Here is a 12,292-nt window from a genome sequence, read left to right as displayed (position 1 = left end):
CTTGTCGGGTCAGTTCATGTGGATGACCGACCAGCCAGTTTGGCGCGCCGCTACCGCTCCCGCGCAGGCCGGACCGGGTGACAGCGCGCGAACGCGCCAATGCGAAGCTTCGTCCGCCGCACCCCCGACGAAGCGGGGCATGGTGTCGCCATGATCGGAAAGATCGAACTCAAAATGCTCGGGCGGCAGGATGAAGCCTGTGCCGAGCGCTTTCAGGCTGGCCTCCTTGCGCGCCCAGGTTTCAAAGAAGACCGTTTGCTGTTCTGATGGCGGGAGCGCGTCGAATTGTTCACGCTCCCGTGACGAGAACACCTGGAGCGGCATGCTTTCCTCGATCGGGCGTATCTGTTCTACGTCGATACCTACCTCGAAACCGCCCGAAACGGCGAGCGCCGCCGTATTCTCGCTGTGGCTCAGGTTGAAGCAGATCCTCCATCCAACGGGTTGGTTCGTGCAAAATGGTTTGCCTTCCGAACCATATTCGAGTGCGACCGCCTGTGCGGGGAGCGCGAGATAGCGGCCGAGGATCTGTCTGAGTTTTCCCCTCCCGGTCACGTAGCGGCGGCGATGCAACTCGAAGCGAAAGTTGCCGGCGCGCTCGTGCTCTTGCATGGATAGCATGTCCCGGTGCCGGTCAAATTCGCCACCGCAGGCATCGAGGTCCCATTGCCAGACATGGACTTCCTGCATGGTTGGCGGCGTGAGTGGTGGCGCGGACATGGATAGCCTGATTTGCCTTGCGGTGGGAAATGCCGACTCGATGAGGTGCAACATGGGGCGACGCGCGCCATCCGTTTGAGTCACGCAGTGCGAACGATTCACGCCCGTTGCATTGTCGCCTGGCCGAGGAGCGGCTGACGCACGAGTGAATGTACACATACAACTCTCGTGGATTTGTTGGGCAACCCACGGAACGATACCAGGGACACGTCCTACGATCTGTCAGAGCGTGATGCAATTACGCTGCACGGCGTGCGTGCGTGCGTGCGTGCGTGCGTGCATTGCGCTGGCGCCAGGACTTAGCGGCAACGAAGGCGTATTGCGACGTGCCAGGCATCGCAGCGTGCTGTTTCGGGACACGCTCAAGCGTATGGCAACGTTCGCCGACAAGCCGTCGCGGCAATTGTCGAAATATGGCGCCGACATGAAACCTGTGAGGCTCTCCGAAAGTAGCCGGGCTGCAGGGTCTTTTGCGACTCGATGCGGTGCCGGACGGATCATCTATTGCTTTGGTTTCCAGAACGCCTGCGGGTTGCGTTCGCTATTCATTTGAGTCAGCGCTATGGCCTTCGAGAGGACTGGTCTGAAAACCATTGGGAGCAGGTTTGTCCACCATATTCGAATGCAATTGGAAAGTATGTTTAATGATTGTGTAAGGTTAATCGTGGATTTGCAAGGGATGGATAAGTGCCCGGTAAGGAGCGGTAAGAATATGTGTGATTGACGCGCTATCAGATCAAGACAGATAGTTTTACTCTTTGCACGAGGAAGTTGTCGAAATTCAGAATCGAGGTGCGGGATGCGGTGTGATTTTGACAATGTCTACAACGTAAGTGTGATCATTCCACACTACAACAGCCTTGATTTGCTGTGGGTGGCAATAGAATCGATATCCAGTCAAACCGTTGCCCCGCTGGAAATCATCGTTGTAGACGACGCGTCCGGTCTGCAGTTCGACTTGCCGAGTCGTTGCGGAGACAACATTGTCTTGAGACTGATTCGGGAAAGCGAGAACCATGGCGCGGCGTGGTGTCGAAACCGGGGCATTGAAGAGGCCACCGGCGATCTGATCGCTTTCCTGGACGCTGACGACCGCTGGCTTCCGGACAAGCTCGAGCGCTGCATGGAGGCTTTCGGCCCCAAGCCCGCCGGGAACGAGGCGAAGGTGCTGTTCAGCAACGTCGTGCTAACGGATGCCGGCCGGCGCATCACGGGTAATCGCTCTCCCTACGATGGCCGGCCAATGCTCGACTTCATCCTGCTGGAGGGGGGCTATATCCAGACGTCATCGATCATGATGTGGCGTCATCAGTACCCGCTGATCAGTTTCGACGGGGCATTGCGCCGGCATCAGGATTGGGATTTTGCCATTCGAGCTGAAATGGCCGGATGTGCATTCGTTTATTTGCACGATGCGCTGGTCGAGTATTCCTTGAGCGAGAGTCCCGCAAGAATATCGAAGGCGGTCAGTTGCGAACCCAGTCTCGTATTTTTCGAGAAATATGAAAAGCTGATGTCAAAGGGGCATGTCTCGTCATTTATATTTAATGTCTTGATTTACAAGAAAATGAGTATCACCTTGAGACTTGCCATTGTCGAGCGAGTTTTGTTGAGAGAGATAGAGATTCCCAGCAAGGATTGGGCGTCGCTGTTTGCGAGGCTGGTTATTGGATGGGGAGGTGTAAATTTAATCAAGCAGTTGATGCGGATAATCCAGACTCAGGATTATTCAACCTGAACTGTATCCGCCTTGAAAAATAAAAGTGATAGCCGGCACCCCGGCAATCTTCCATCCAGTTTCATCCCCGCCAGTCCGCGCCTCTGAAATCCGAGGCTATCGGCAACCACTCGTTCTTCCCCTTTTTTCGTCTCTGCGATCGGCCCCCGCTGGGTCGAGGACGTTTATAAACGTCACGCATGCCGCTGCGAGGGCCCCGCAGCGCCGCACCCGGTTCGGGTTGTGTCTGTCGGCGCACAGATGGTGCATCGGCGCTCTGCTTTAATCTCAAAGCCGATACCGGCCGCGTGTGGAGTACGTTTCGACTTCGAGGTCCTAAATGCGTCAATTTGTCCGCGATTTGTTCTACTCGTCCGTCGCCGATAAACAGGTCAATTTACCGCTGCCGCCGACGTCGCTTGCGATCCATTCGCGCAAGCTCAATATCTTGCTGCTGGGCACGTGTTCTGTGGAGATGCTCGTCAAGCGAAGCGCGAACTCCGGGCACAACATCCGGCACATATTGATGGGCTCGAGGCGCCACGCCCCTGTCCCGGATGCCGCGCCAAGCGACGATGTCGTCGTCGTGAATCTCACGCTCCGTCACATTCTCGGCGAAGTGACACAAACGCCTGAACCCGTGGTGGACATGGCTTTCGCGCGCCTGCGTTCAGACGACGATGCTCGCGACTTCCTGGAGAGGACAGGGGAATATATCGCCCAGAAGGTGGCGCAGGTCGCCGCGCAGATCACGTCGGCTCCGAAAGTCTTCATGTCGTTTTTCGAGCCGAGCTTCAATTACGACGGCGATCTCATCGATCCATTCGGTATGACGTCGCCTGGAAATCTGGTGCGCGAGATCAACCGGCTTTTGTCCGACGCGGTGCGCAAGACAAATAACTGCTATTTTCTCGACGCCAACGAAATATTGAATTTCATCGGCCGCCGGCACCTGCAGGACGATGTCCTGTTGAGCAGTTCACATGCCTCGTTCATCAACGATTGGGACTTCAAGCTAGATACGAATCGGCTGATTGCGCCCAAAGCAATTGGAAATATCCTCACGTATGAGGTCGCGTCTCGCGAATTTACCCTCGCGTTCCTGTCGCGGATTGAGGCGATCGTCAAGGTCATCGAGCAGCAAGACCCAGTGAAGCTCATTATCGTCGACCTCGACGACACCATGTGGCGCGGCGTGGCAGCGGAAGGCGAGAACGTGAGCCTGGAGCAACGCATCGAAGGCTGGCCGATCGGCCTGGCTGAAGCCTTGCTGTTCTTCAAAAAGCGTGGAGGATTGCTGGCGATTTGCAGCAAGAATGAGGAAGCGTCCACCATTGAACGGTTCAACGCCATCTGGCGCGGCGCCATTGCCATGGATGACTTCGCGTGCGTGCGTATCAACTGGAGGCCCAAGTCGCAGAACATCCTTGAAATTATCAACGAGGTGAATCTGCTTCCGGGCAACTGTGTCTTTATCGACGACAACGACCGCGAGTTGTCGGAGGTGAAGGCGGCGATCCCCGCCATTCGCTGCCTCGGCGGCAATCATTACGACTGGCGGCGAATCATTCTGCGATCGGCCGAAACGCAGGTCCCTATCGTCACCGAAGAGTCATCGCGTCGCACCGAACTCGTGCGCGCAATATCGCAGCGCGAGGCCAGCGCCGACGCCAATGACGGTGTTTCGCGCGAAGAGTGGCTGGCCTCGTTACAGCTTCGCCAGTCATTCTTTCTGATCAAGACGCCGCAATCCAGATACTTTGATCGGGCGTTCGAACTCATCAACAAGACGAATCAGTTCAACACGACCGGAAAAAGATGGGAGCGCTCGGAGTTTGAGACGTTCATCAGTCAAGGCGGGTACTGCGTGGTCTCCTCTTTGCGCGACAAGTTGATTGACAACGGCATCATCTCCGTTTGCCTGATCAAAGGCGAGAAGATCGTCCAGGTCGTGCTGTCGTGCCGCGTGTTCGGGCTTGGTGCAGAGTTGGTCGTCGGGGCGATTGCGACGCGGTTGGCGCTGAAGTCAGGCTCTGAAGTTTGCGCCGAGCTCGTCGATACCGGAAGGAATGCGACCTGTCACGACTATTTCAAACGCCTCGGTTTCTCCCAAACGGCCGCGGGTTTGTACTCGCGCACCGCGAACGAACTGCCGTCCTACATCGAGATCGAGAATTTAGGCACGGCCGAGTTTCCTCCAGTGCGGATTTAGTGCAGCGCTTGATTGAGGCGTTTGCAAGCGCAAGCGCCTCGCACGCCATCCATAGCGGTCCCATGAAGGTAACTGAGACTCAATGCGTCTTCGGTAATACTTCAAGAACAACTCACTGACTTCTGGGCGGGACGGCCCGGTATGCAGATTTGGCGCTCGCGCAGCGCTGGTTCTACAGAGAGGCAAAAAGAATGATAAGCCCGACTAGTCCATTCCCGGTGTTTGCAGCCGTGCTCCTTGCACTCGCGACTGCCAAAGTCTTGATCTGGCGATTCGGTGCCCCCAATGCTGCAGGACGCTTTGCGACGATTGATGGATTGAGAGGATACCTGGCGTTTTTTGTTTTTCTGCACCATTCCTGCATTTGGTACTTCTACATCAGAACCTCTCAGTTTGACTCCCCTCCGTCGAATTTCATGGCAAATATCGGGCGAGCAAGCGTGTCCCTGTTTTTCATGATTACCGGTTTCTTGTTCTCGACAAAAATAATCAATGACAAGGAAAGAGGCGTTGACTGGGTCAAGCTTTACGTCTCCCGAGTCCTGCGGCTGACACCATTGTATGTGTTCGCGATACTGCTCCTTTTCGTATCCGTCGCATTCATGTCAGGTTTCACGTTAGCGCAATCTCCTTTGACGCTGGTGGCCAATGCGTTGAGATGGGTAGGATTTTCCAGTTTTGGTGAGCCGGATTTAAACGGCGTACCGGACACGAAACTCATTTTATCGGGGGTGCCGTGGACGCTCGCCTATGAATGGGGATTCTACCTCTGCCTCCCTTTGCTGGCAGTCGTGATCGGCGCTATTCCGTCGTTTTCGGTATTGATAATCGGATTTGTTGGGGTGCTGGACTTTGTTCATTTTCATGCAGAATCAAGATTCCTGACGCCGTTTCTTGGGGGCATCATTGCGGCAATTCTCTGCCGTCAAGCCTGGTTCCGTAACCTTTCACAAAGGAGCTTCGTCTCGCTGATTGCAATCGCTGCGATCATCGTGGCGATCACCCTGTTTCCAACGACGTATGCGCGGATCCCGTTGGCGCTTCTTTCATTGAGTTTCGCCGTGATTGCGGGCGGCGCGACCTTGTTCGGCGCACTGACCAGTCAGCTATCCCGCATGCTGGGAGAGCTCGCCTACAGCATCTATCTCCTGCACGGATTCATTTTGTTTACGCTCTTCAATGTAGTCATTGGAAAGCTGGGCGCGAGAGCGTTCACCCCGCTGGAGCACTGGCTTGCGATCCTGCTGACCACCCCCGTCTTGATTCTTGTCAGCTATACGACGTTTCGATTGATCGAGAAGCCTGCCATGCAACACACCGAAAGCGTTAGCAAGTGGGTACGCCAGGCGATACCTGCAAAGCGCGGCGCTTTGGAAGAGTCGCTTTGAATGGTCTGGCGCCGCTTCTACTTTCACGAAAATTAGCAGCAGCCCAACGTGATCGAATTCACGGGGACATCGGCTTGCAGCTGGATCCGGGCATTGATTCGGGCGCGGCGTAGTTCGTGCCGGTGCGAAGTTACCGCTCGTGAGCGACGCAGGCAGGTGCTTTCGACCATGAGGCACGCAAGGGCCAATGGCAGGCCAGTGCCGCAACCAGCAGAACGTAGGTAGCGAGGAAGTAGTAGGTCAAAGAATGCACTCGAATATCAAATAATCCTTCGAGACAGAGAGGCAGGATGGTCACAAAGGGGAAAAGCTTTAAAAAAAGCCCAACCCAGCCATCGCCTCGCGATGAGAGGATCATGGACAAATAGAGGCAGACCGAAAAAACGCTGAAGTCATACGACATCAACCGCGGGTTCAGCAGAATGAGGATGGCGAGGAAATAAAACAACTCGCTCGCGGATCTGATCTGTATAGAGCGTTGCCCATGCCTGTACCGAAGCGCTGCCGAAATAAGTACAACGAGAAGCATCAGGAAAAGATGGAGAATGAAGCCGACTTTTCCCATCCCAAGTCTGGAAAACACGCCAAAAATCGTCAGCCCGGCGTCCCCATGCTGGACGATCTGATTGTAGATTGCGCCCTGGAATCCCGCCCACAGTTGCGGGTAAAGGGCTGGTTGCGCTATGTAGATCCCGGCGACCGATAGCATCACCCCGGCGAACGCGGCCAAACTGCGGCGGGGCAGAAAAAAATAGAGCAAGGCATAGGCAAGGAAGTAGGGCTTTATGGCAGAAAATAAAATGATCGCGATCGCGTGTGCCGTCAACGTGTAGCCCGATCGTCTCGTGTATAGAAAGTAGGATAGGGAAACGAGGAGAAGGTGCGCGAAGACGCTGATGTTGCCCGTCTGGATCGAAGCAAACCCGGATCCGCCGATCAGGAAACCAAGAACCAGGCAAGGAGCCAGACGACGATAGGGGATAAAAGACTTGAGACTAAGGCTAACGCAAACGCAAACGATGCCTGCGGCGGCGGCTAGAACCAGGAAAACAAACGCCGTGCGGAAATCGAATACGGAAAATATCTTGAGAAAGATGGGCGGGTAAACAAACGGAAAGTCGCCCGATGCGCACACGTAAGGGTCCGGTCCCTGCGAGTAGCAACTCAAGCCTTTCTCATAGACATGGTAGTCCCAGAAAAACGAGCCGTTTGTTCCGCTGAACGCGAGAACCAATAGGAAACAAGTGGCGGCAGATAAGCTCCATAGGGGCCATGCCTTGTTGTCTGTATCGCTCGCTATGTCTAGCTTCAAGTACGCCCCCGTCTCTGTTAATGACCTGCAAATCTTGCGGCGGGCCAATCGCTGAACATGAGCCCCGTTTGCGAAGTCCTGAATCAGTCGCCGTGCAGTTCGCGCCGATTTTGATCGGGAAGACGATCGTGGAATCGTGCATGCGTTGGGGAAACGCGAGGAATCCACCACGACTTAGCCCATAGAGCGAAAACGCGAGCAGCGTCCTTAGGCTTTTCGGACGGCCGCACACGCACTCTGCCGGATTCAGTGGTCAACCGTAGAGCATGGTTGGGATTGGGTCTGTACGCCAGCGTACGTCGCCCGACCATACGAAACACCGCTTGCACTGTACCAGGACGGCGACGCATGGATCGCTCGCTAGCACGCGAACGGGGCGCGGTCCCGGCGGCACATGCGCGGTCCGCGATCCTTGGCGCGATCGAAGCTATGGACCACCTGCTGGCTCGATGCTTCTGCAATCGAACTCAAGCAAACGTAAAGCGTTTATCCAGCTGGTATTTCGTGAAATAGCCGATCACCAGACCGAGTGCGCCACCGGCAAGCCGTCCGGCTTCGCCATGAAAGAGCGCGTTCGCGGCGAATTCGACGGACCAGAAAAGGAGCGTGGTGCCAAGCCCCATGGCAACGTACATCGAGAATGTGCGCACACCGTGTGCAACACTTTGGTGTTCGTAGCGGAATATCCAGGCTTTATCGAGCAGATATTTGACGACAAGGCCAACACCTGTGCCTACGCACACCGAAAGTGGCACCGAAAACGGGCCTTGGTACAAGTGAAAGGCAAGGCTTTGACTGCCGAGATTGGCGCCGATAGAAATGGCGGCGAACGTTGCGTACCAGAACACGAGCCGCGTGCGGCTCAGTGACATGCTAGCAGCGGTGCTGCTCATAGCGTACTCCTCTTGAACGCCGCACCGGGCAGCGCGCGGATGACAAGCGTGTACTCGGCCCGGGAACCGCTCGCCTCACCACGCACGACGCCGCCTTTCCAGTCCATTGCGATGAAAGCGGTCGCAATGGCCTCAGAAAGCGGGCATCGAAACGCTTATGACGTGGGGTCGCCGGATAAAGGAATGGCAGTTGACGCATGTTAGGCAAACTCCGCGGGGACCACCGTTCGCCGGAGCACAAAGCTCGCCTTCTCGCTTACCCGCTCGTCCTTGCTGGCGGCGCCCTGAATGGAAAATCGATGCGTGGCGACGTAAGCCGGAGGCGAGCGAAATGCTTGGCGATTTCGTGACTAGTGCGCTGTTATTTCTATCGCATCCGTGAGCGGAGCTGCGTTGAGTGGCGGAACAAGCCTGCCATTTGTCGGGGCGCAGACGCACGCGACTCTGCCTGCGGCGAGGCTGGCAAGCGCTCTAACAGGCAGTTGGTCGATATCGATGCGCTTATGCCGGGCGCATAGCTCGTTCATCGGCTAAGCGCTTAGGGCGTCGCGCGGTTCCGCGTACTCGTTGCGCCTAATGTCGATTCCGTGTCATTGCTTGCAAAGCAGCAGCAGGCGCTCCTGATCCGAGCATGGCCGCGCGTTGACTTGTTGCGTGGCGGCGGCGGAGGCGCGCGGCGGTGCGGCTGCCTGCACTGCGGCGCGATGCGCGAAACACGCCTTCAAACGCCGCTCGACGGGCTGATAGTATTGCCAGCCTTTGCCGAGGCTAGGCAGTTCGAGCTTCACCTGCTTCCACTTCGGATGGCCGTGCTCCTGCAGGTTGTCGAAGTTCGTGCAGAGCGAGTCGGCAAAGCGCTTCAGGTTGCCAACCGTGTCGCGCAGGTTGTAGTCGTAGGTGACGAGAAAGGCCTTGACTGTCCAGGTCGGCACGTCCTCCTTCAGCCAGTTCGGGTAGCTCGACACGTGAATGGTCGCCGGATAGTAGGTTTGCTTTGCGCGCGCCGTTTCCGGGGCGTTCGGATCGACGCGCAGGAAGCGGATCTGCTGCAGCAGTTCGGGGTTCATTTCGGTAAAGAGCTTGGCGGGTTGCCCGGCGACGATGATCGCCACATCGATCTTCTTGACGATGAGCGCCGCAAGCGCGTCTTCATTGCTCAGGTGCTGCGCGTTCTGCTCGGGAATGGGCTGGCCGAACATGAGGCGGTAGAGCGTCGTTGCCGACTGCGCGGTGCCGCTGCCGATCAGGCCGACGCTCATCACTTTGTCCTTGATCTCGTTGATGTTCTTCATTGGCGAGTCGTTACGTACGACGAAGTAAATCTCCTCGTCATAGAGCGGCATGATGAGCCGCAGCGGCCGTATCAGTGTGCCGGCCTCTTCGTTGCCGGAATTGGCCATATCGACGTAGGCCTGATAGACGTCGGACTGCACGAGCGCGAGCTTCACGCCGGGCTCGAAACGCATGCGCTGCACGTTTTCCGCCGAGCCTTTCGATGGAATCACCTCGAGGTCGATGCCGGCCGGCGGCGCCACCCATTTCGACAGATCCTGGCCGATCTGAATGTACGTGCCGCGCTCGGGGCCGGTCACGATCTTGTAGTTCGCGTCTGCGGCGACGGCGAGCGCCGAGAAAAGCAGGGCGATCAGCGTCGCCACTCCCGCTAGAGTCGTTTTCAACATGGTCTCTCTCCCGCCTCTGTCCAGGTTGTACGGCAGACGTTATGTTCTGTAATCGTTCTCAATGTGCAGCTTCGGTGGATGAAGCGTGCTTCCACCCAAGCTCGAGAATCGCGCGTTGCTGCGCATCGACGCCGCTGTCGCTGCTGTCCGCACCGACGGCATCGGCGGTTGCGGAGTCGCTCGCGGCGGTTGTCGCAACGCTTGCACTCGCACTGCTGACATCCGGTGGGTTCCCGTTCGTTGTTGTGCTGGTCGCGTCCGGCAGCGGGGGAGGGGACGCGATTGTGGTCGGCTCGTTCTTCGGTACGGCCGGCCTCGCTGCGCCCCAATCATGCGACGAAGGCAGCGGCACGGTGGCTGCACCACGCGGCAGTGGCACGCTCGCTTCGGCTTGTGCGGTGGTGCTATTCGGCGAACGCAACGGCGACCAGCCCGCCGCCAGGATGGCGCGCTCCATCAACGATCGCGCGTGCAGGCTGCCCGGATCAATCGCGAGCGCCTCTGATGCCTGTTCTCGCACGCAATCCCATGCGCGTTGCTCGGCACATCGGTCCGCGTTTTGCAGCGCGTTATCGCGGCGTTGCTGCGCTGGCGCGCCGCCGCGCAATATCTCGTGCGCGTCCTCAGTGTTCGCGTCACGCGCGAGTGCGGCATTCGCGTTTGGCGAGCTTTGCTCCGCGACGCTCGCACGCGTGGCGCGTACTTCTCTTTCCTGCCGATGCCTTGCGCCGTACAGCAGAAACGCAGCGTATGCGATTGCGACAATGAGCCAGGCGAGCAACACGCCGTTCGCGAAGCGCCCTTTACCCGTGTGCCAGAACGGCCGCTGTTCCTCGAGTTGATAGTTATGCAGATAGTCGGCCTGCACCGAAGGGCGATTGGATGTGGCCGCGCCGGCGAGCGATACCTGTGCGACGGCACGCAAAGGGGCTGCCGCGGAACCAACGACTGCTAACGTGGCTTTCGGGCGCGCGGGCGCAGCCGCGTCGAGCGGGCGATCCGTGCCGCAGTAAGGGCAGAGATCGACGTGCAGGTAGAGCACTCCGCCACAAAGCTTGCACGGTGTGGGGATACTCTGGTTACCAGTCGTCTGAGCGGACATGCTGTCGTTCCACCGTCATGGCGACGCCATTTCGGCATGTTCAGGATCGTCGTTGAAGCGATCGGCGAAGCCTCGCGGAACCCACGATCTGCATGCGCAGGAGAGCGGCGGTGCCTGAACCGGCGCAGCCGCTCGAAAGATCATATGAGTGATTCTCCATTCAGACGTTATTTGCCGGTGTTGCCTACCGCACATATCCGTTGCTTGCCGGACGCTTCGAAGCCAGCTTGCGCAGGTGTCAAATAGCTCCAGCAGAGCTAACGGCCGAAACGGGCGGCGCATCCCTCAGCGGATGGGCGCGCCTGGTTCTGAGACTCTCGGCAGGTGGCGCGTCGCTTTGCCAAATGGCTATCCGCTTACTGTTATATGACCAACTCAAGTTACCACCAGCCATAAACCTGGTTATATCCCGCAAAGGCGTCCTGGATCCGTGAAAGCTCATTTGCATTGAGGGTGCACTGCTTTAGCTGATTCGATTTAATTGGATTTCCATAGTTGCTTGAGTGTGTCGGATCATTTGTGTCGAGTTGAAACGAGATTTTCTGAAAACCTGTGCGACCTATTTTATATCCCAGATAGCTTTCCAGCGCTAAAAATTCCTGTTCATCCAGAGTCAGAATTTTCTCAAATTGGACGAAATGTATTTTTCCTTGTTTCGCCAATTCAGACTGTGAAACACGCCAGTAATAATTAAATACAGTGGAAATCAGGGAGTCCACTGATTCATCAACGCTCTGACGATGCCGTACTTCAACGAAGGAGGTAATAACATCTCGTGGATCCCGGATTACACACACGACTTTAGAATCTCCGAAGAAAAACGGAATATAGTCGACGTAAATCGAAAGGTCGGGATCTTTAAGAATCAAATGGCTGTGTGCAAGCGTAGCGAAATGACTGTGAGCCGTATAAACAAAGCTCTCGATCGTCGGCGCGAGAATGGTTGCGAGATGCTCATTTGACAACGCATATGCGTCGAATCTGGGTTTGTCTGAAAAGGACACCAAATCGTGATAATACTGAATAATCCGGGTGATAAAAGTGCATTCAGGCAGCATGGGGAAGACCGTCGGTCCTTCGCTTAACAAGCTGCTCAAGAGTGTCGTGCCGCTACGAGGCGCCCCGATGCAAAACGTCAATTCAAATGGAAATTTGAGCATGTTTCCTGTATCTTACCGGTTCTTTCATGCGACCATTGGCAACGGGCGTGATCCTTACAGAATTGGCTGTCGGCCAGCTACCGGTGGCTAGGGGGAGGCGGAAATC

Annotated in this window: 9 protein-coding genes; 3 read left to right on the top strand and 6 right to left on the bottom strand. The window is 56.6% G+C overall.

All coding sequences use genetic code 11. The features are described from left to right. Positions 1 to 9: 9 nt before the first annotated feature. On the bottom strand, positions 10 to 774 hold the full coding sequence (locus U5A65_RS27405; RefSeq protein WP_321948512.1) for a 4'-phosphopantetheinyl transferase family protein: 765 nt from the start codon (positions 772 to 774) through the stop codon (positions 10 to 12). 781 nt (positions 775 to 1,555) lie between these two features. On the opposite strand from U5A65_RS27405, the gene U5A65_RS27400 reads away from it, so the two are divergent. The 3 genes from U5A65_RS27400 to U5A65_RS27390 all read left to right on the top strand — a co-directional run bounded on the left by U5A65_RS27400 (position 1,556) and on the right by U5A65_RS27390 (position 6,037). Next, on the top strand, positions 1,556 to 2,458 hold the full coding sequence (locus U5A65_RS27400; RefSeq protein ID WP_321948511.1) for a glycosyltransferase family 2 protein: 903 nt from the start codon (positions 1,556 to 1,558) through the stop codon (positions 2,456 to 2,458). A gap of 319 nt (positions 2,459 to 2,777) precedes the next feature. Next, the gene (locus tag U5A65_RS27395; protein ID WP_321948510.1) at positions 2,778 to 4,649 is read left to right on the top strand and encodes an HAD-IIIC family phosphatase; all 1,872 of its coding nucleotides are present in this window, start codon (positions 2,778 to 2,780) and stop codon (positions 4,647 to 4,649) included. 149 nt (positions 4,650 to 4,798) lie between these two features. Then, positions 4,799 to 6,037 carry an acyltransferase gene (locus tag U5A65_RS27390; RefSeq protein WP_321948509.1) on the top strand — a complete coding sequence of 413 codons (1,239 nt, stop codon included), beginning with the start codon at positions 4,799 to 4,801 and terminating at the stop codon, positions 6,035 to 6,037. Between the two features lie 130 nt (positions 6,038 to 6,167). Here the strand turns inward: U5A65_RS27390 and U5A65_RS27385 are convergent, their stop codons facing one another. From U5A65_RS27385 to U5A65_RS27365, 5 genes are all read right to left on the bottom strand, one after another. After that, on the bottom strand, positions 6,168 to 7,349 hold the full coding sequence (locus U5A65_RS27385; protein ID WP_321948508.1) for a hypothetical protein: 1,182 nt from the start codon (positions 7,347 to 7,349) through the stop codon (positions 6,168 to 6,170). A 467-nt stretch (positions 7,350 to 7,816) separates the two neighbouring features. Further along, a complete protein-coding gene (locus U5A65_RS27380; protein WP_321948507.1) occupies positions 7,817 to 8,242 on the bottom strand; it encodes a GtrA family protein in 426 nt (141 codons plus the stop codon). Between the two features lie 590 nt (positions 8,243 to 8,832). Then, positions 8,833 to 9,924, bottom strand: coding sequence for a TAXI family TRAP transporter solute-binding subunit (locus tag U5A65_RS27375; protein WP_321948506.1), 1,092 nt, complete (start codon positions 9,922 to 9,924; stop codon positions 8,833 to 8,835). A gap of 58 nt (positions 9,925 to 9,982) precedes the next feature. Next, positions 9,983 to 11,026 (bottom strand): hypothetical protein, encoded by a 1,044-nt coding sequence (locus U5A65_RS27370; RefSeq protein ID WP_321948505.1) that lies wholly within the window; start codon positions 11,024 to 11,026, stop codon positions 9,983 to 9,985. A gap of 380 nt (positions 11,027 to 11,406) precedes the next feature. After that, positions 11,407 to 12,186, bottom strand: coding sequence for a sulfotransferase (locus U5A65_RS27365; RefSeq protein WP_321948504.1), 780 nt, complete (start codon positions 12,184 to 12,186; stop codon positions 11,407 to 11,409). Positions 12,187 to 12,292: the final 106 nt, after the last annotated feature.

Source organism: Paraburkholderia sp. J10-1 (assembly GCF_905220165.1).
GTDB lineage: Bacteria > Pseudomonadota > Gammaproteobacteria > Burkholderiales > Burkholderiaceae > Paraburkholderia.
Note: the sequence above shows the minus strand (reverse complement) of the source record. Positions and strands in the feature narration are given on the sequence as shown.